The following is a 19247-nucleotide window of genomic DNA, read 5'->3' as shown; positions in this document are numbered from 1 at the left end:
CGTGAACAGCAATCGTCGCGAATTCCTCGGCACCGCTCTGGCTGGCGCCGCTTTCCTCGGATCCTCCTATCTGCCGGCGGCGGCGCAGCAGGAGACCATCAAGGTCGGCATCCTTCATTCGCTCTCGGGAACGATGGCGATCTCCGAGACGACGCTGAAGGACGTCATGCTCATGCTCATCGAGGAGCAGAACAAGAAGGGCGGCGTCCTCGGCAAGAAGCTCGAGGCCGTCGTGGTCGATCCCGCCTCGAACTGGCCGCTCTTCGCCGAGAAGGCGCGCGAGCTGATCACCAAGGACAAGGTTTCGGCCGTGTTCGGCTGCTGGACCTCCGTCTCGCGCAAGTCCGTGCTGCCGGTCTTCAAGGAGCTGAACTCGATCCTGTTCTACCCCGTCCAGTACGAGGGCGAGGAGAGCGAGCGCAACGTGTTCTACACCGGCGCCGCCCCGAACCAGCAGGCCATTCCGGCGGTCGACTACCTCGCCAAGGAGGAGAAGGTTCAGCGCTGGGTGCTCGCCGGCACGGACTATGTCTATCCGCGCACGACCAACAAGATCCTCGAGGCCTACCTCCTGTCGAAGGGCGTGGCCAAGGAAGACATCATGATCAACTACACGCCGTTCGGTCACTCCGACTGGCAGACGATCGTGTCCGACATCAAGAAGTTCGGCTCGGCCGGCAAGAAGACCGCCGTGGTCTCGACCATCAACGGCGATGCCAACGTGCCGTTCTACAAGGAACTTGGCAACCAGGGCATCAAGGCGACCGACATCCCGGTCGTGGCCTTCTCGGTCGGTGAGGAAGAGCTCGCCGGCATCGACACCAAGCCGCTCCTCGGCCACCTCGCCGCCTGGAACTACTTCCAGTCGGTGAAGACGCCGGAGAACGAGGCCTTCATCAAGCAGTGGAAGGCCTTCAAGAAGAACGACAAGGCCGTCACCAATGACCCGATGGAAGCCCATGTCATCGGCTTCAACATGTGGGTGAAGGCGGCGGAGAAGGCGAAGAGCGTCGATCCGGACAAGGTGATCGACGCGCTGCCGGGCATCGAGGCGCCGAACCTGACCGGCGGCATCTCGAAGATGCTCCCGAACCACCACATCACCAAGCCGGTTCTGATCGGCGAGATCAAGGCCGACGGCCAGTTCGACGTGGTGTCGAAGACCGGTCTCGTCGCGGGCGATGCCTGGTCGAAGGAACTGCCGGACTCCAAGGATCTGGTCGGCGACTGGGTCGACAAGAAGTGCGGCAACTTCAACACCAAGACCAACAAGTGCGGCGGCGCTTGAGTCTTTGAGGGGGAGGGGCGGCACGGGAAAGATCCCGGCCGCCCCTCGTTTTCGCCTTCGCTTTGCCCGGTGTGCACGGCCAGGAGCGGAATGGCGGTTCCCCGCGCTTCTTCTCTTCAAGTCTTGCTTCACGATGAGAAGCCATTTGATGTCTCTCCTTTATCGCCTGCTGCATGCGGTGGTGATCGTCGTCGCGCTGGTCGCCGCTTCGGTCGCTTCCTTCGCGCAGAATGCCGACGAGGCCTTCACCCGGCTTGGCGCCGACAGCTATTCGGATACCTCCCGGGCTATCGAGATCCTCATCACGACGGCTCATCCCAATGCTGCCCTGATCGTCGAGGCGCTGGGCGATGGCCGGCTTTTGGCCGGGCCGGGCGGCGTCGTGGTGAAGACGACAGCCGGAGGTTTCGTCGATGCCCGCACCGGGCAGGCGCTGCCGGCCGCGCCGGACGGCCTGAACCCCGTGCGCCAGAACAATTCCGTCCGCCGCGCCGTTCAGGCCGCGCTTGGCGGCCTCGGCCTTCTTAATCCCGATCCGGGCAAGCGCGTCACGGCGGCCGAAGCCGTCTTCAAGTCGCGTGACGCCAACCTGCTTCCCGTCGTCGAGGCAGCGATCGGCAAGGAGAAGGACCCGAAGGCGCTCGCGGCGCTGCGGCAGGCGCAGGCTGCGATCATCATCACCAAGCCGGACGCACAGTCGCTCGACCGCGTCGCCGCCGTCGAGGTGCTGCGCGAGCGCGGCGATCAGGATGCGCTGGCGACTTTGCGCGGGCTCTCAGGCGAAGTCTCGCCATCACTCAGGGATGCTCAGGCGAGGGCGATCGCCGATATCGAGGGCAAGCTGGCGCTGTGGCGTGTCGTGCAGAACCTCTGGTACGGGCTCTCGCTCGGCTCCGTGCTGCTGCTCGCCGCCATCGGGCTCGCCATCACCTTCGGCGTCATGGGCGTCATCAACATGGCTCATGGCGAGATGGTCATGCTCGGTGCCTACACCACCTTCGTCGTGCAGGAGATCATCCGCACCAAGGCGCCCTGGCTCTTCGACTGGTCGCTGGCGATCGCGCTTCCTGCAGCCTTCCTCGTCGCCGGCGCCGTCGGCGTGGCGATCGAGCGCGGCATCATCCGCTTCCTCTATGGGCGCCCGCTCGAGACGCTGCTCGCCACCTGGGGCATCAGCCTCATGCTGCAGCAGGCGGTCCGTACTGCCTTCGGGCCGACGAACCGTGAGGTCGGCGCGCCGTCCTTCATGTCCGGCGCCTTTGAACTCGGCGGTTTAGCGATCACCTATAACCGACTCTGGATCATCGTTTTTGCGGCTCTCGTCTTCGCCGCGCTGCTCGCCATCCTGAAGCTCACGCCGATGGGCCTGCAGATGCGCGCCGTCACGCAGAACCGGCGCATGGCTTCGGCCATGGGCATCCGCACGGGCCGCATCGACGCGCTGACCTTCGGGCTGGGTTCCGGCGTCGCGGGGCTTGCCGGCGTCGCGCTTTCGCAGATCGACAATGTCAGCCCCAATCTCGGCCAGAGCTACATCATCGACTCGTTCATGGTCGTGGTCTTCGGCGGCGTCGGCAATCTCTGGGGCACGCTGGTCGGCGCCATGACGCTCGGCGTCGCCAACAAGCTGCTCGAACCCTATGCCGGCGCGGTGCTCGGCAAGATCGCGCTGCTCGTCCTCATCATCCTCTTCATCCAGAAGCGTCCGCGCGGGCTGTTCGCGCTCAAGGGCCGGGCGGTGGAAGCATGATCACCCGCTTCCTCCTCCAGAACATGGACCGGCGCGCCGGCATTTTCCTCGCCGTCGTGCTCGGGCTTGCCCTGCTCGTGCCACTCTCGAACCTGCTTCTGCCGGTTGGCTCCTTCCTGCATGTCCCGACCTCGACGATGTCGCTCTGGGGTAAGTATCTCTGCTACGCGCTGCTGGCGATCTCGCTCGATCTCGTCTGGGGCTATTGCGGCATCCTCTCGCTCGGCCACGGCGCCTTCTTCGCCCTTGGCGGCTACGCGATGGGCATGTACCTGATGCGGCAGATCGGCACGCGTGGCGTCTACGGCAACCCGATCCTGCCGGACTTCATGGTCTTCCTGAACTGGCAGGAATTGCCCTGGTACTGGTGGGGGTTCTCGTCCTTCCCCTTCGCCATGCTGATGGTGCTGGCGGTTCCCGGCCTGCTCGCCTTCGTCTTCGGCTGGTTCGCCTTCCGCTCGCGCGTCACCGGCGTCTATCTCTCGATCATCACCCAGGCGCTGACCTATGCGCTGCTGCTTGCCTTTTTCCGCAACGACATGGGCTTCGGCGGCAATAACGGCCTCACCGATTTCAAGGACATTGTCGGCTTCAACGTGCAGGCGCAGGGCACGCGCGCGGCGCTCTTCGCCATGACCTGCGTGATGCTGGCTGCCGGCTTCCTGATCGCGCGCGGCATCGTCGTCTCGAAGCTCGGCAAGGTGGTGATCGCGATCCGCGACGCGGAATCGCGCACGCGCTTCCTCGGCTACCGGGTCGACCGCTTCAAGCTCTTCGTCTTCACCGTCTCCGCCTGCATGGCGGGCGTGGCCGGCGCGCTCTACGTGCCGCAGGTCGGCATCATCAATCCCAGCGAATTCGCCCCGGCGAACTCCATCGAGACGGTCATCTGGGTCGCGGTCGGCGGGCGCGGTACGCTGGTCGGCGCGGCGCTGGGCGCTGTCGTGGTCAACTGGGCCAAGACCATGTTCACCTCGGGCTTCATGGCGCCCTACTGGCTCTTCGCGCTGGGCGGCCTTTTCGTGGTGGTGACGCTCTTCCTGCCCAAGGGCATCGTCGGCACGTTCGAGGCGCTCTGGGAGCGCCGGCGCAAGCCCGCTCCGACCCCGGCCGCCGAGCCGGCCCCGGCGGAGTGACGGCGATGAATGCTCCCGTAACCGGCCAGCTCACCTCCTCGCTGCTCTATCTCGACGGCGTCAGCGTCTCCTTCGATGGCTTCAAGGCCATCCGCAACCTGTCGCTGACCATCGAGCCGGGCGAGATGCGCGCCATCATCGGCCCCAACGGCGCCGGCAAGACCACCATGATGGACATCATCACCGGCAAGACGAAGCCGGATGTCGGCACGGTCATGTTCGGCGGCTCGGTCGACCTCACCAGGCTCGACGAGGCGGCGATCGCCAATCTCGGCATCGGCCGCAAGTTCCAGAAGCCGACCGTCTTCGACTTCCACACGATCGAGGACAACATCCTGCTGGCGCTGAAGTCGAAGCGCACCGTCGGCAAGACGCTGTTCTGGAAGACCGAAGTGCCTCAGCAGAGGCGCATCGACGACATCCTCGGCATCGTGAAGCTTGCCGACAAGCGCGACAGGCTCGCGGGCTCGCTCTCGCATGGCCAGAAGCAGTGGCTCGAGATCGGCATGCTGCTGGCGCAGGACCCGAAGCTTCTGCTCGTCGACGAGCCCGCCGCCGGCATGACCGACGGCGAGACGGCGCAGACGGCCGTGCTGCTGAAGGAGATCGCGCAAGACCATTCGGTGATTGTGGTCGAGCACGACATGGGCTTCATCCGCGAACTCGGCGTGAAGGTCACGGTGCTGCATGAAGGCTCGGTGCTGGCCGAAGGCCCGCTGGACCAGGTCAGCGCCAATGAGCGCGTCGTCGAAGTATATTTGGGGCGCTGAGCATGATCCGGAAAAGTGGGAACCGGTTTTCCGATCTGATCATGCGGTGGAAGAACGTCGCATGCTGACCGTCGACGCCATCGACCTCCATTACGGCGCCGCCCAGGCGCTGCGCCGTGTCTCCGTCACGGCCGAGACCGGCAAGGTCACCTGCGTGATGGGCCGCAACGGCGTCGGCAAGACCTCGCTGATGCGCGCCATCGTCGGTCATCAGCCGATCTCTGCCGGCCATATCCGCTTCGACGGCGAGGACATCTCTGGCCTGCGCAGCGAGGATCGCGCCCGCGCCGGCATCGCCTATGTGCCGCAGGGGCGGGAGATCTTCCCGCTGCTGACGGTGAGGGAAAATCTGGAGACGGGTTTCGCGCCGCTGAAGCGCAAGGAGCGCTACGTCCCGGATGAACTCTTCGACCTATTCCCCGTGCTGAAGTCCATGCTGGGCCGGCGCGGCGGAGACCTCTCGGGTGGCCAGCAGCAGCAACTCGCGATTGCGCGGGCGCTGGTCACCCGACCCAGGCTGCTGGTGCTGGACGAGCCGACCGAGGGCATCCAGCCCTCGATCATCAAGGATATCGGCCGCGCCATCGACTATCTGCGCCAGAAGGGCGGCATGGCGATCGTGCTGGTCGAGCAGTATTTCGACTTCGCCCGCGATCTCGCCGACACGATGTTCGTGATGGACCGCGGCGAGGTCGTGCTCTCGGGGCCGATGGCCGAGCTCGACGGCAATCAGGTGCAGCGGCTGATTCAGGTGTGAGGAGGGTTCGTCATGCTCGGGCTTGACCCGAGCATCTCAGGACGAGAAGGCGCTGGTTGAAGAGATGCTCGGGTCAAGCCCGAGCATGACGGCGCTCGAACGGCTCCCTCAAAACACCAGCGGCGCGTTGTCCACGACCTCCTTCATCACGAAGAACGTGCGCGTCTGGCGCACGCCCGGCAGGGCGATCAGCCGGTCGGCATGAAGCTTGTTGAAGTCGGCCATGTCGCGCACGCGGATCTTCAGGATGTAGTCGAAATCGCCGGCGACGATATGGCAGTCGAGGACCAGCTTCATCTCGCGGATTGCGGCCTCGAAGGCGCCGAAGCTTTCTGGCGTCGAGCGGTCGAGCACCACGCCGACGAAGGCGAGCGTGCCCATCTCGACCTTGTGCGGCGCGATCTGTGCCCGCACGCCGGTGACATAGCCTTCGGCGAAAAGGCGCTGGATGCGGCGGTGGCAGGTGGCCGGGCTGGTGTTGCATCGCTTGGCGATCTCGGCGTTGCCGAGCCGCCCGTCGGACTGCAGCAGGCGCAGAATTTTGACGTCGGTCCGATCCAGTTCAGCGCTCATGAAAGAACCTTTCATTTCAGCGCTATTCTATGGTCGCAGAACAACCTGACAAGCCAATCGATGTAGCTTGAAGAGAAATATAGCGCCTCACTTCGGAAGGACGTTTCAGCCCTGTTTCGCTAGCTTTTCGGCCATTCAATCGATGGAGGAAAGCCGCCATGCTGAGCAAATTCGAACGCTATCCGCTGACTTTCGGGCCGAGCCCGATCGAGAAGCTGCCGCGCCTTTCCGCCCATCTCGGCGGCGGCGTGGAACTCTATGCCAAGCGCGAGGATTGCAATTCCGGTCTCGCCTTCGGCGGCAACAAGCTGAGGAAGCTCGAATACATCGTGCCGGATGCGATCGCTTCGGGCGCCGACACGCTGGTCTCGATCGGCGGCGTCCAGTCGAACCACACCCGCATGGTTGCCGCGACAGCCGCCAAGATCGGCATGAAGTGCCGCCTCGTGCAGGAGAGCTGGGTGCCGCATGACGATGCGGTCTATGACCGCGTCGGCAACATCCTGATGTCCCGCGTCATGGGTGCCCATGTCGAGCTGGTCGACGAAGGCTTCGACATCGGCATCCGCGCCAGCTGGGAGAAGGCGCTGGAGGATGTGAAGGCCAAGGGCGGCAAGCCGTATCCCATCCCGGCTGGCGCCTCGGTCCACAAGTTCGGCGGCCTCGGCTATGTCGGCTTCGCCGAGGAGGTGAGGGCGCAGGAGGCGGAGCTCGGCTTCAACTTCGATTACATCGTCGTCTGCACCGTTACGGGCTCGACCCATGCCGGAATGGTCGTCGGCTTTGCGAAGGACGGCCGCCAGCGCAACGTCATCGGCATCGACGCCTCCTTCACCCCGGCGCAGACGAAGGCGCAGGTGCTCGACATCGCCCAGAAGACCTCGGCGCTGGTCGGCGGCAAGGACATCGTGGCCGACGATATCGTCCTGAACGAGGATTACGCCTATCCGGTCTATGGCGTGCCCTCGAAGGAGACGATTGAGGCCATCCGCCTCTCTGCCCGGCTTGAAGGCATGATGACGGACCCCGTCTATGAGGGGAAATCCATGCAGGGCATGATCGATCTGGTGCGGAAGGGCTTTTTCCCGGCCGGCTCCAAGGTGCTCTACGCGCATCTCGGCGGCGTGCCGGCGATCAACGGCTACAGCTACACCTTCCGCAACGGCTGAGCCGCCATGGAAGCGCTGCTCCTTCTCGAATACGACGCGCGAGCAGAAGGCACCCGGCAGGCCCTGCTCGGCCGGGTCGAGCGGCTCGCGCTCGCCTCGCAAGGCCGGCTGCGCTTTGTCGCGACCGAGCGCGAAGGGCAAGACCTGCCCCTCCGCGAGATCATGGCCTTGGAGCTGTCGAAGCCGGCAGGGCTGGCAGCGTTGCTCTCGTTCTGGCAAGCGGATGCATCGTTCCCTCCTGGCGTGGAGATCAGGACGCTGAAGCTCGAGGCGGTCCGGGTAAGGGAGCCGGCTTTGCCGCTTTTCCCGTGAGCACGATCAGGCAGCGGGACCGCAACCCGCTTGCCCCGTCTGCTGCCTCCATGCTTCAAGCAGGCGCAAAGCCGGCTTCTCGGCGGGAGTATTGCAGATGCAGCTTGGAGTGATCGGCCTCGGCCGGATGGGGGGCAATATCGTGCGCCGGCTGATGCGGGCCGGGCATGAATGCGTCGTCTATGATCGCGATCCGAAGCCGGGCCAGGCGCTCGCCGCCGATGGGGCGAAGCTCGCCAGCGATCTCAAGGACATGGTCGCGAAGCTGCAGGCGCCGCGCGCGATCTGGGTGATGCTGCCGGCCGGCAAGATCACCGAAGCCACGCTCACCGAACTCGCCGGCCTCGTCGCCCCCGGGGACACGCTGATCGACGGCGGCAACGCCTTCTGGAAGGACGATGTCCGCCGCGGCCGGGAGCTGGGCGCGAAGGGCATCCACTATATGGATATCGGCACCTCCGGCGGCGTGCACGGGCTGGAACGCGGCTATTGCCTGATGGTTGGCGGCGACAAGGAGGCCTTCGATCGGCTGGAGCCGATCCTCAAGGTGCTCGCGCCGGGCAAGGGCGACATCGAACCGACGAAGCATCGCGAGGGCCGCAACCCCACGTCGGAGCAGGGCTATCTGCATTGCGGCCCGACCGGCGCCGGCCATTTCGTCAAGATGGTCCACAACGGCATCGAATACGGCATGATGCAGGCCTTCGCCGAAGGCTTCGATCTGCTGCGCAACGCTTCCGCCAAGGAAGGCCTGCCGGCCGATTACGGCTTCGATTTCGACGTTGCCGAGATCGCCGAGGTCTGGCGCCGCGGTTCGGTCGTCACCTCCTGGCTGCTCGATCTGACCGCCGAGGCGCTGGCCGCCGACGAGGAGTTGTCCTCCTACACCGGCAACGTCTCGGATTCGGGCGAGGGCCGCTGGACGGTCGATGCCGCCGTCGAGACTGCGACGCCGGCCGAGGTGCTGACTTCGGCGCTCTTCGCTCGCTTCCGCTCGCGCGTCGATCACACCTTCGGCGAGAAGATCCTGTCCGCCATGCGCGCCGGCTTCGGCGGCCATGTCGAACCGAAAAAGCAGGGCTGAGACGTGGCGAGCGAAACCAAAGGCGGTCGCCCGGCCGTCGTCGTCGTCATGGGCGTGGCCAGCTCCGGCAAGACCTCGCTCGGCGAGCGTCTGGCGGCTCGCCTCGGCTGGCCCTTCCGCGATGCCGATTCCTTCCATCCGCCGGAGAACGTCGCCAAGATGGCCGGCGGCACGCCGCTGACCGATGAAGACCGCAAGCCCTGGCTGGCGGCCATCGCCGCCTGGATCGACGACCTGCGGGCCAAGGGCGAGCACGGCATCGTCACCTGCTCGGCGCTGAGGCGCGCCTATCGCGAGGTGATCGTCGGAAATCGCCCGGATGTGGCGCTGGTCTATCTGCGTGGCACGCGCGAGCTGATCGGCCGGCGCATGGCCGCCCGCCAGCACCATTTCATGCCGCCGGCCCTGCTCGACAGCCAGTTTGCCACCCTGGAGGAACCCGGCCCGGACGAGCGGCCGCTCGTCGTCTCGGTCGAGGAGAGCAAGGACGCGATCGTGCAGGAAGTCGTGGAGCGGCTGGGGCTTTAAGGGCAGGCTGCCACGCCGTCATTCCGCGAAAATCAGCACGCTCCAGAGCTAGGAAAACGAGCGCATCAGCGGCGACACGGCTCCGGCAAAGGCTGGGGCGCTGCGTTCGATCTCGCGGGAGAGTGCGAGCAGCCACCCGTCCCGTCCTGCCGGCGCGATGAGTTGGAAGCCGGTCGGCAGGTCGTCCACCTCTCCCCAGGGCAGGGCGATGGCGGGCAGGCCCGCGGCGTTGACGAAGCCGGTGAAGATCGCATGCCCGCGCGGCCCGGCCGGGCGGCCATCGATGATCGGCGGGTGGCTCTCTTCGGCTGGCCAAGGCAGGGCAGCCGTCGCCGGCATCAGCAGCGCGTCGTAGCGGGCGAAGAGCCCATCCAGCTTTCGCTTGAGCGCCTCGATCTCGATCAGGATCTCGAAGAGCGCTCCGCCGCCGGCCGCCGCGCCGCTGCGATAATTCTCCTGCGCCGCCGCCATGCAGAGCGTCATGTCGGGCTTCTCGCCCTCGGGATAGCCGAGCGCCGACCAGCAGGCGGGGTTGTCGATCATCCAGGCGAGGCCGATGGCATAGAGCCGCATCCAGATCGGGTTCAGTCGCTCGGCGAAATCGGCATGCCCGATCTCTTCGACCTCGTGACCCATGCCGGCGAGATGCTCGGCCGCATGGTGGACACGGGCAGTGATGCCGGGATCGACCGGATGATCGGCGAAGCCCGGAACGAACAGGATGCGCGCCTTTTCCGGCACTGCCTCGGTGATGGCGTGTCCTGCCAGCACCTCCGTCAGGGCGATGGCATCTGCGACATTGCGGGCGATGCTTCCGGTGACCTCATAGCCGAGGAAGATCTCGGGCAGCCCGCCGCCGCGCGGCACGAGTCCGGTGGAGGGCTTGAAGCCGACGAGCCCGCAATGCGAGGCAGGCCTGCGGGTCGAGCCGCCGCCATCCGTGCCGAGCGCCAGCGGCGTATAGCCAGCCGCGACGGAGGCGACGGCGCCACCTGAAGAGCCGCCGGGCGTCAGAGCCGTATTCCAGGGATTGCGCGTCGTGCCGGTCGCGAGGGTCGAGGTGAAGCCCTGCATCGCGAATTCGGAAAGCGTCGTCTTGCCGGTGATGACGGCCCCGGTCGCCCGCAGCGCCGCGACCGGGATCTCGTCCTGGGTCGGTACGACATGGCGCAGCAGACGGCTGCCCCAGCCGGTCGGCAGGCCGGCGACATGCATGTTGTCTTTGATGCTGATAGGCACGCCGTCCAGCGGGCCGAGCGCCGCGCCTTGGGCATAGCGCCGGGCGCTGGCCTGGGCTGCCGCGAGCGCGCCCGTGTTGTCGAGCGCGACCATGGCGTTCAGCGCCGGCTCGCAGGCGTTCGCGCGCGCCAGGCAGGCTTCCGTCGCATCGACAGGTGTGAACCGGCCCGTGCGATAGCCTTGCACGAGCTCCGCCGCGTCGAGTTGCCAGAGCTGGTCCGTGGCTGTCATCGATGCTCGATCCGGGCGGCAAGGCTCGAAGCCAATCCCATCGTCGGCTTGGCAGGCGGGCGGCGGAAAGTCCCGGCGCTCGCCTTGCGCGGCTTCAGCGCGACCAGCGCCTCGGCCTGCTTCAGGGCGGCGCCCATCTGGTCGACGACCGGGACGGGGATGCGGTCCGCGACTTTGACGGCAAGCCCCGCCAGCGGTGCCCCGCCGAGGATGACGCAATCGGCCTCGTCCTCCACCACGGCCCGGCGGGCGAGTTCGACGATCACCGCCTCCTTCTCCTCCTGCACGTCGGCGATGTCGGCGAAGCCCTCGTCCAGCATGCGGATGCCGGCACAGCGGCCTTCCAGCCCATGCATCGCCACGCATTCCTCGTACCAGGGGCCGAGCGCGCGGGCGAAGGTGACGATGGCGAAGCGCTTGCCCAGCATGCAGGCGGTCAGCATGGCGGCCTCGGCCATGCCCACGATCGGGATATCGAACAGCTCGCGCGCGCCCATCAGGCCGGGGTCGCCGAAGGCGGCGATGATCGCGGCATCGACCTTGTCATGCTGCTCGGCCAGCATCTCGAGCGCGATGGCGCCGCCGATCTGCGCCTCGGCGCGGCTGGCGATATAGGGCACGCCGCGCGGCGCCGTCAGCGGGACGATCTCGGTGCCCGGCGCCGCGACGGCCTGAGCCGCCGCGAGCAGGCGCTGGGTGATCGCCTCGGTGGTGTTGGGGTTGAGCAGCAGGATGCGCATGGCGTTTCTTTGTGGTGTCCGCTTCGCTCGAAAATACTTGGGATGGCATCGACCTGAGTGAAACGCTCAGATCGGAACACGCGCTAGCGCCCGCCGATCAGTTCTTCGCGCCCGATCGCCTTGAGCCAGTGACGGGCGATCTCGTCGCGCCGCGCGAACCAGACGCCCGGCTTCGATGCAACATGCGCCAGGAAGCGCTCCAGCCCGCCGATGCGCCCTGGCTTGCCGATGATGCGCAGATGCAGGCCGACCGTCATCATCCGCGGCTCGCTTCCGCCCTCGTCATAGAGCCGGTCGAAGGCGTCGATGCAGTAGCGGGCGAAATCGTCGCCGAAGACGAAGCCGCCGCCGCGCGTGAAGCGCATGTCGTTCGTGTCGAACGAATACGGCACCACCAGATGGTCGCGGCCATCGACATCGACCAGATAGGGAAGGTCGTCGTTATAGGCGTTGGAATCGTAGAAGAACCCACCCTGCTCGATCAGCAGCCGGCGCGTGTTCGGCGAGGTGGCCGAGCGGGTGTGCCAGCCGCGCGGCGGCGTGCCGGCCGTCCGCGTGATCGCCTCGACCGTCCTCGCTATGGCGAGCCGCTCCTCGTCGATCGTCATGTTGGCGTGGCGCTCCCAGCGCCAGCCATGCGCCGCGATCTCGTGCCCATCCGCGACCGCTTCCTGGACCAGCCAGGGCGAGATCATCAGCGAGCGCCCAATGGCGTTCACCGTGCCCTTGGCGCCATGGGCCTTCAGCGCCTGGCGGATGCGCCGCCAGCCGGCGCGCGTGCCGTATTCGAAATGCGACTCCATGCAGAGGTCGCGGACGCCGGGGATTTCCTCGACGACCTCGTAGATGGACTCGTTCTTCTCGTCGCCCTGGCCGATGGAGAGCTCCCCGCCCTCCTCGACATTGATGACGAGGTTGACGGCGAGCCGGGCCTCGTTCGGCCACCGCACGGCCGGAGGGTTGCTGCCATAGCCGCGGAAATCGCGGTCGGTGGAATAATCGGGCAGCATCTCAGATATCCGCCATGCGCCGGAGGCCGACGAGCCGGTCGCCGATCACCAGCACGCCGATGGAGAGCAGGATCAGCAGCGTCGAGATCGCGGCGATGGTGGGGTCGGGGCTTTCCTCGACATATTGCAGCATTTGGATCGGCAAGGTCTTCGTCCAGGCGTCAGTGAAGAAGATCGAGATCGGATAGTTATCCATCGAGGCGAGAAAGGCGAACATGCCCGAGGTCAGGAAGGCCGGCGCCAGCGAGGGCACCAGTACCTTCATCACGGCCTTGGGATAGGTCAGGCCAAGCGTGCGCGCCGCGTCGATCAGCGTGAAATCGAAGAGCGAGAGCGAGGCGAAGACGGTTCGCACCACATAGGGAAGCGTGATGACGACATGGGCGAGGATCAGACTGAGCCAGACGTCACGCAGGCCGGCGGCGCGGAAGCTCTCCAGCATGGCGATGCCGATGACGAGGCCGGGCAGCATCAGTGGCGAGACGAGGAAGGTGACGACCGCCTCCCGCCCGCGGAAGCGGCCACGCAGCAGGCCGATGGCGCAGAGCGTGCCGAGCACCAGCGCGATCGCCGTCGAGAGCACGGCGAGCTTCACCGAGGCGAAGACGGGCGGCCAGAGATCGCGCGAGCGCATCAGCGCCTCGTACCAGCGCAGCGACCAGCTCGGCGCCGGCAGGGTGAAGACGGCGCTGGAGCCGAAGGAGACTGCGACCGTCACCACCAGCGGCGTCATCAGGAAGGCGACGGTGACGAAGGCGAGGATGCCGGTCAGCCAGCCTGCGACTTTCTCGACGGTGGTCATGAAGCGCCTCCCAGTCGGCGCGAGAGCCAGGAACTCGCGACCACGATGGCGACGGTGAGCGCCAGCAGCACCACCGCCGTGGTCGAGCCGAGCTGCTCGTTGCGCATGAACAGGAAGGAGCGGCCGGTCAGCGTCGCCAATGTCTGGAAGCGGTCGCCGATAACCAGGCTCGGGATCACGTACATCGAGGCCGCCATCGAGAAGACGAAGGCGATGCCGGTGACGATGCCGGGAAGCGAGAGCGGCAGCGCGACCTTGAAGAAGCGATAGACCGGCGAGGCGCCGAGCGTCGCCGCCGCCTCGCCGAGCCGTGGATCGACGAGCTTAAGGACGGAGTAGATCGGCAGGATCATGAAGGGCACGAAGATGTTGGCCGCGCCGATGACGAGGCCCGTCTCAGTGAAGAGTAGGCGCTGCGGCTCGGACCATAGCCCGATGCCGGTCATGATCTGCGAGACGATGCCGTCGCGCCGGAGCACGATCTGCCAGGCGAAGGCCTTGACCACGACGCCGACCGAGAGCGGCAGGATGATAGCGACCAGGATCGCGGCCTGCACGAGCCCGCCGGCGCGCGCCAGCACCAGCGCCGTCGGATAGCCGATGACGAGGCAGACCAGCGTGACCAGCGCCGCGCTGCGCAGCGTATTGCCGAGGACGATCCAGCTGAACGGGTCAGCGAAGAAGCTGCCGAAGGACGCGAGTCCCCCGGCGCCGAACAGGCTGCGCCCGAGCAGGAAAAGGAGCGGCAGCCCGTAGACGATGGCGAGGTAGAGGACGGCCGGCGCCGCCAGCAGCAGGACCGGGTCGAGGCGTCGCGCCGCGCTCATGCCGCGGCCTCCTCGGCCGGGGCCGGGTAGAGCAGCGTGTCGGCTTCGCGCCAGCCGAGCGAAAGCGTGCTGCCGGGCGCGAGGCCGGCCGGGGCTTCATGCGCCTCGACCATCAGGCGCCCGCCCTCCGGCGCCTCGAAATGGAGCTGGACGCGCGCGCCCTGGAAGACGGCGTCCGTCAGCTTCGCCTGGATGACGTTCTCTCCGCTGCCGCCGAGCATGATGCGCTCCGGCCGAACGCCGACGAGCACCTTGCTGCCGGGGATGAAGTTGCCCGGCGCGCGGACGGTGCCGGCCGGCGTCTCGACCGCGACGGTGCCCTGGTCTTCGGAGACGACAGTGCCGGGAAGGCGGCTCGACAGCCCGACGAAGTCGAGCGCGAAGGGCGTCGTCGGGCGATGATAGATCTCGGCCGGGGTATCGAGCTGCTCGATCCGGCCGCGATACATCACCGCGATCCGGTCGGACATGGTCAGCGCCTCGTCCTGGTCATGGGTGACGAAGATCGCCGTCGTGCCGACCTCGCGCAGGATACGGCGCAGGTCGATCTGCATCGCCTCGCGCAGCTTGCGGTCGAGCGCCGAGAAGGGCTCGTCGAGCAGCAGGAGCTTCGGCCCGACCGCGAGTGCGCGCGCGACCGCCACACGTTGCTGCTGGCCGCCGGAGAGCGCCTTGATCGAGCGGTCAGCGAAGGCGCTCATCTGCACCAGCGAAAGGAAGCGCGACACGGTCGGCGCGATCGTGTCTTTCGGCGCGCCGCGTGCCTTCAGCCCGAAGGCCACGTTCTCTGCCACCGTCAGATGCGGGAAGAGCGCGTAGTTCTGGAAGACGACGCCGATGTCGCGCCGATGCGGCGGGCGCCGCGTGATCTCCTCGCCGTCGAGCACGACCTTGCCGGTGTCGGGCGTCATAAGCCCGGCGACGATGCGCAGCAGCGTGGTCTTGCCGCAGCCCGAGGGGCCGAGCAGCGAGATGAACTCGGCCTGGCCGACGGCGAGATCGACGCCGTCGAGGACGGTGGCCGAGCCGAAGCTCTTGCTGGCGCCGGTGATGTCGAGGAAGGCAGCGGTCATGCGGTCTCCGGGCGTCGCGGAACGATCGTGTCGAGCCCTCGTCCTGTGGAGGCCCGCAGGGCCGTCTCGAAGGCGGTCCAGATGTCTCCGGAGCCTCCTGGAACATCCTTCGAGACGCCAATCCCTGTGGAATGGCTCCTCAGGATGGGGCTTCGAGAGCGGGCCTCTGGCAGGACGAGGGCTGATGAGTGGCCGGCCGTTAGATCGCCATGTCGCGATCCCAGCGCTTGATCCAGTCGTTGCGCTGGGCGGCGACGTTGGCCCAGTCGATCTGGTGGATCTTGACGTCGGCGCCCAGGCCCTCCGGCTTCGGCACGGCCTTGTTGGTGGCGAGCGAGAAGGTCGGGCCGGCGAGCTTGCTCTGCAGCTCCGCGCCGAGCATCTCGTTGACATAGGCGAAGGCGAGCTCGGACTGCGGCGCGCCCTTGATGACCGCGATGCCGGACGGCATGGCGAAGACGCCTTCCTTCGGCGCGACGAGGTCGATGGGGGCGCCGGCCGCCTTGCGCTCCAGCGCATAGGAGGACATCGCCGGTCCGATCATATAGGCCTCGCCCTGCTCGAGCAGGTTATAGGCCTGCGGCTGCTGGGTGTAGATCGTCAGCAGGTTGGGCTTCAGTGCGGCGAGCTTCTTGAAGCCGGCGTCGGTGTCCTTCTGCACCGCCTCCAGCGTGCCGCCCGCCAGCAGGCCGGCGACGAAGAGCGCGGGCAGCCCCTCGGTGTTCTGCAGGGACGGGATGATGATGCGGCCCTTGTATTTCGGGTCGAACATCTCGGCCCAGGACGAGGGCGGGGTCTTCATCGCGGTCTTGCTGTAGGCGACGCCGAGCCAGGGCTGCAGGTAGTTTGCCCACATCGCGTCCATATGGGTCGAGCCCGGCAGGAGGTTGGCGAGGTTCGGCGCCTTGGCAGGGGTGAGCGGATCGAGCAGGCCTTCCTTCACCGCCAGGATCATCACCGGATCGTCCATCTGGACGACCGACATGTACTGACTGCCCTTGTTCTTCTGCATCTTCTCGAGGTTCACCAGGGAGCGCGTGCCCTCGAAGATCACCTTGCAGTTGTATTTCTTCTCGAACATCGGGACGACGGTCGACTCGACCCAGGGCTTGTGGCCGGCTGCGCCGCCGACGACGAGTTCCTTCGTCTGGGCGCGCAGGATCGAGGGGCTCGCGACCAGTGTGGCGGCGGCTGCGCCCCCGGCGAGCAGCGAGCGACGGGTCAGCCTGGCTTGAGCGAAAGCGTCCATGGGGCGAGGTCCTTTGCTATGTGACGAAAGGTCTTTTCACCTTCAGCAATGGCCGTGCCAACCGCGCAGAGTAGCCGGATAAAGCAATTTAAATCATATTTATCAATGCGATGAGCTAATTATTGTCAGGTTATTCCTGACAACTAGAGCGAGAGTGGGAGCGAATTTTTGTGCACAATCTTGTTTTGATTGTGCTCTTTATGGTGGCGCGGCTGGCTAGAGAACGTGCAGGCGGGCCGTTGGCGCCTGGAGCCGGAACGGCGATAATCGACGCATGAGGGAAGACGAGATCTACGCGGTCCTGTCGCGTGTGCTGCGTACCGGCGATCTGCCGGGCGGTATCAAGCTTGGCGAGCACCGTCTCGCCGAGATCTTCGGCGTCAGCCGCGAGCGCACCCGCAAGGTGCTGCACCGGCTGGGGCATGAGCGGCTGCTGGAGATCGTCAAGAACCGCGGGGCTTTCACCATCGCGCCCGACCTGCGCGAAGGGCATATGGTCTACGAGGCGCGGCGCATCCTGGAGAGCGGCATGGCCGCCCATCTCGCCGACAGCCTGACGCAGGCGCAGATCGAGAGGCTGCGCGAGCATGTCGACGCCGAGGCCGAGGCGCTGCGGCAGGGCGACCAGCCGACCTGGCAGAAGCTGTCGGCCGAATTCCATTACCTGCTCGCCGAGATGACGGAGAACCCGCTGGTCCAGCGTCAGGCGCAGGAGCTGATCAGCCGCACGCTGATGCTGGTCAAGCGCTACGAGACCAATGCGGGCTCCGCCTGCGGCTGCGACGAGCATCGCGCCATCTTCCGTGCGCTCTCAATGCGCGAGCGCGGGAAGGCCGTCAAGGCGATGGCAACCCATCTCTCCCTTGTCGAGACGCGGTTGCGGCCGATCCTCTGCGAGGATGCCGGGCCGTCGCTGGAAGAGGTGCTGCGCAAGGAGATCGACGCTCGGCGCGGCGTCGATGCCGGGCTCGTCGCCGCGTCCTGATTTGCCCCCCATTCCGCCGCTGTTCCGACGCCCTTAGGATTCGCATGAGCTACGACCTGATCATCGCCAACGGCACGGTCGCGACGGCGACCGACACCTTCTCCTGCGACATCGGCATCCGCGACGGGCGCATCGTCGCGCTCGGCCACGGGCTGGGCGGCGCGACCGAGACGATCGATGCAAGCGGCAGGCTGGTGCTGCCCGGCGGCATCGACAGCCATGTCCACATCTCGCAGCCGAGCGGGGAGGGCATCGTCATGGCCGATGATTTCGAGAGCGGCACGCGCTCGGCGGCCTTCGGCGGCAACACCACGGTGATGCCGTTCTGCATGCAGGAGAAGGGCGTAAGCCTGCGCGAGACGGTGAAGGCCTATCACGGCCTTGCCGACGGCAAATGCCACACCGACGTGTCTTTCCACCTCGTCCTCTCGGATCCGACGGAACAGGTGCTCGGGCAGGACCTGCCGGCACTGATCGCGGACGGCTACACCTCCTTCAAGGTCTTCATGACCTATGAGGGGCTGGCGCTCGCCGACTACGAGATGCTGCAGGTGATGAGCGTCGCGCGCGAGACCGGCGCGCTCGTCATGGTCCATGCCGAGAACTACGACGCCATCCGCTTCCTGACCGACCGGCTGGAGCGCGGCGGCAGCATCGCCCCCAAATTCCACGGCACTTCGCGGCCGATCCCCGTCGAGCGCGAGGCGACGCATCGGGCGATCTCGTTGGCCGAGCTGATCGACGTGCCGGTGATGATCGTCCACGTCTCGAACCGGGAGGCGATGGAAGAGATCGCGCGCGCCCGCTCGCGCGGCCTTAAGGTTTATGGCGAGACCTGCCCGCAATATCTCGTGCTCACCGAGAAGGACATGGACGGGCTCAATATGGAGGGCGCGAAATATGTCTGCTCGCCGCCCCCGCGCGATACCGCCAGCCAGCAGGCCTGCTGGGAGGGGCTGCAGAGCGGGGTCTTCCAGACCTTCTCCTCCGATCATTGCCCGTTCCGCTACGACGACCCGGCCGGCAAGCTCAATCCGAAGGGGCGAACCTCCTTCCGCTGGGTGCCGAACGGCATCCCCGGCGTCGAGACGCGCCTGCCGATCCTGTTCTCCGAAGGGGTGGGGAAGGGGCGCATCAGCCTGAACCAGTTCGTGGCGCTGTCCGCGACCAACCACGCCCAGGCCTACGGGCTGACCAGCAAGGGCTCGATCGCCATCGGCATGGATGCCGACATCGCGATCTGGGACCCGGAGCGCGAGCTCGCGATCAGCCAGAGCCTGCTGCATCACGGCAGCGACTACACGCCTTATGAGGGCATCCGGGTGAAGGGCTGGCCGGTCACCACCATCGTGCGCGGGCGCGTCGTGGTGCGCGACGGCGTCCTCGAAGGAGCGCCGGGCGAGGGGCGACACATCGCGCGTGAGCGCTCCCGATGGGCGCTGCAGCCCGCCTGATCAGGGCTCGCCCGCCATGCCCCGGCATGGCAAACGATTCGGAGAGTGAATGGATTGCTGCCGTCCCCGGAATTCCAAAACGGAGGCGTTTGCTCACGATTCCGGCCCCCAGCCCCAGCGACGCTTGCTCCGAGCTGTCGAAATCCGCCGCACTGCACTGTATTCAACCCCATCGCGCGATTGTGCAGCGCGGCGGAGTCTTGCTTCATTCTAATCGAGGGTCTAAGCGACTGGGACAGCGCGCCGTCCCGCGGCCGCCTGAAGTGAGTT

General features: G+C 66.4%; 19 protein-coding genes. 11 read left to right on the top strand and 8 right to left on the bottom strand.

The window, feature by feature from the left end:
• Window position 1 precedes the first annotated feature (1 nt).
• The 5 genes from urtA (at window position 2) to urtE (ending at window position 5701) form a co-directional block, all read left to right on the top strand.
• Window positions 2-1288 (top strand): urea ABC transporter substrate-binding protein, encoded by a 1287-nt coding sequence (urtA, locus tag BoBH3_RS12245; RefSeq protein WP_410050587.1) that lies wholly within the window; start codon window positions 2-4, stop codon window positions 1286-1288.
• 148 nt (window positions 1289-1436) lie between these two features.
• The gene (urtB, locus tag BoBH3_RS12240; protein WP_262331061.1) at window positions 1437-3038 is read left to right on the top strand and encodes an urea ABC transporter permease subunit UrtB; all 1602 of its coding nucleotides are present in this window, start codon (window positions 1437-1439) and stop codon (window positions 3036-3038) included.
• On the top strand, window positions 3035-4174 hold the full coding sequence (gene urtC / locus BoBH3_RS12235; protein WP_262331060.1) for an urea ABC transporter permease subunit UrtC: 1140 nt from the start codon (window positions 3035-3037) through the stop codon (window positions 4172-4174). The genes urtB and urtC overlap by 4 nt, the downstream gene beginning before the upstream one ends.
• A gap of 5 nt (window positions 4175-4179) precedes the next feature.
• Window positions 4180-4944 (top strand): urea ABC transporter ATP-binding protein UrtD, encoded by a 765-nt coding sequence (gene urtD, locus BoBH3_RS12230; protein WP_262331059.1) that lies wholly within the window; start codon window positions 4180-4182, stop codon window positions 4942-4944.
• Window positions 4945-5005: 61 nt separating this feature from the next.
• On the top strand, window positions 5006-5701 hold the full coding sequence (urtE, locus tag BoBH3_RS12225) for an urea ABC transporter ATP-binding subunit UrtE (RefSeq protein WP_262331058.1): 696 nt from the start codon (window positions 5006-5008) through the stop codon (window positions 5699-5701).
• Between the two features lie 108 nt (window positions 5702-5809).
• Here urtE and BoBH3_RS12220 read toward each other — a convergent pair whose 3' ends face one another.
• Window positions 5810-6274, bottom strand: coding sequence for an Lrp/AsnC family transcriptional regulator (locus tag BoBH3_RS12220; protein WP_262331057.1), 465 nt, complete (start codon window positions 6272-6274; stop codon window positions 5810-5812).
• A gap of 158 nt (window positions 6275-6432) precedes the next feature.
• On the opposite strand from BoBH3_RS12220, the gene BoBH3_RS12215 reads away from it, so the two are divergent.
• The 4 genes from BoBH3_RS12215 to BoBH3_RS12200 all read left to right on the top strand — a co-directional run bounded on the left by BoBH3_RS12215 (window position 6433) and on the right by BoBH3_RS12200 (window position 9367).
• Window positions 6433-7443 carry a 1-aminocyclopropane-1-carboxylate deaminase gene (locus BoBH3_RS12215; RefSeq protein ID WP_262331056.1) on the top strand — a complete coding sequence of 337 codons (1011 nt, stop codon included), beginning with the start codon at window positions 6433-6435 and terminating at the stop codon, window positions 7441-7443.
• Between the two features lie 6 nt (window positions 7444-7449).
• On the top strand, window positions 7450-7755 hold the full coding sequence (locus tag BoBH3_RS12210) for a hypothetical protein (RefSeq protein ID WP_262331055.1): 306 nt from the start codon (window positions 7450-7452) through the stop codon (window positions 7753-7755).
• 97 nt (window positions 7756-7852) lie between these two features.
• Window positions 7853-8839, top strand: coding sequence for a phosphogluconate dehydrogenase (NAD(+)-dependent, decarboxylating) (gene gnd / locus BoBH3_RS12205; RefSeq protein WP_410050586.1), 987 nt, complete (start codon window positions 7853-7855; stop codon window positions 8837-8839).
• A 3-nt stretch (window positions 8840-8842) separates the two neighbouring features.
• Complete coding sequence (locus BoBH3_RS12200) at window positions 8843-9367, top strand: gluconokinase (RefSeq protein WP_316045098.1); 525 nt, start codon at window positions 8843-8845, stop codon at window positions 9365-9367.
• A 48-nt stretch (window positions 9368-9415) separates the two neighbouring features.
• Here the strand turns inward: BoBH3_RS12200 and BoBH3_RS12195 are convergent, their stop codons facing one another.
• The 7 genes from BoBH3_RS12195 to BoBH3_RS12165 all read right to left on the bottom strand — a co-directional run bounded on the left by BoBH3_RS12195 (window position 9416) and on the right by BoBH3_RS12165 (window position 16538).
• On the bottom strand, window positions 9416-10837 hold the full coding sequence (locus tag BoBH3_RS12195; protein ID WP_262331053.1) for an amidase: 1422 nt from the start codon (window positions 10835-10837) through the stop codon (window positions 9416-9418).
• Window positions 10834-11577 carry an aspartate/glutamate racemase family protein gene (locus BoBH3_RS12190; RefSeq protein ID WP_262331052.1) on the bottom strand — a complete coding sequence of 248 codons (744 nt, stop codon included), beginning with the start codon at window positions 11575-11577 and terminating at the stop codon, window positions 10834-10836. Before BoBH3_RS12190 ends, BoBH3_RS12195 begins: the two co-directional genes overlap by 4 nt.
• Before the next feature lie 83 nt (window positions 11578-11660).
• Window positions 11661-12587, bottom strand: coding sequence for an allantoinase PuuE (locus BoBH3_RS12185; protein ID WP_262331051.1), 927 nt, complete (start codon window positions 12585-12587; stop codon window positions 11661-11663).
• Between the two features lies 1 nt (window position 12588).
• A complete protein-coding gene (locus BoBH3_RS12180) occupies window positions 12589-13389 on the bottom strand; it encodes an ABC transporter permease (protein ID WP_262331050.1) in 801 nt (266 codons plus the stop codon).
• On the bottom strand, window positions 13386-14216 hold the full coding sequence (locus BoBH3_RS12175; protein ID WP_262331049.1) for an ABC transporter permease: 831 nt from the start codon (window positions 14214-14216) through the stop codon (window positions 13386-13388). The genes BoBH3_RS12180 and BoBH3_RS12175 overlap by 4 nt, the downstream gene beginning before the upstream one ends.
• A complete protein-coding gene (locus tag BoBH3_RS12170) occupies window positions 14213-15289 on the bottom strand; it encodes an ABC transporter ATP-binding protein (protein ID WP_262331048.1) in 1077 nt (358 codons plus the stop codon). The genes BoBH3_RS12175 and BoBH3_RS12170 overlap by 4 nt, the downstream gene beginning before the upstream one ends.
• Before the next feature lie 199 nt (window positions 15290-15488).
• Window positions 15489-16538: an ABC transporter substrate-binding protein gene (locus BoBH3_RS12165; protein WP_262331047.1), complete on the bottom strand. Its 1050-nt coding sequence runs from the start codon at window positions 16536-16538 to the stop codon at window positions 15489-15491.
• Between the two features lie 274 nt (window positions 16539-16812).
• On the opposite strand from BoBH3_RS12165, the gene BoBH3_RS12160 reads away from it, so the two are divergent.
• Window positions 16813-17523, top strand: coding sequence for a GntR family transcriptional regulator (locus BoBH3_RS12160; protein ID WP_262331046.1), 711 nt, complete (start codon window positions 16813-16815; stop codon window positions 17521-17523).
• Window positions 17524-17567: 44 nt separating this feature from the next.
• Window positions 17568-18977, top strand: a complete 1410-nt coding sequence (hydA, locus tag BoBH3_RS12155) for a dihydropyrimidinase (protein ID WP_262331045.1) — start codon at window positions 17568-17570, stop codon at window positions 18975-18977.
• Window positions 18978-19247: the final 270 nt, after the last annotated feature.

It is taken from the genome of Allobosea sp. BH3, from assembly GCF_025499465.1.
In the GTDB taxonomy this organism is placed as follows: Bacteria; Pseudomonadota; Alphaproteobacteria; order Rhizobiales; family Beijerinckiaceae; genus Allobosea.
Note: the sequence above shows the minus strand (reverse complement) of the source record. Positions and strands in the feature narration are given on the sequence as shown.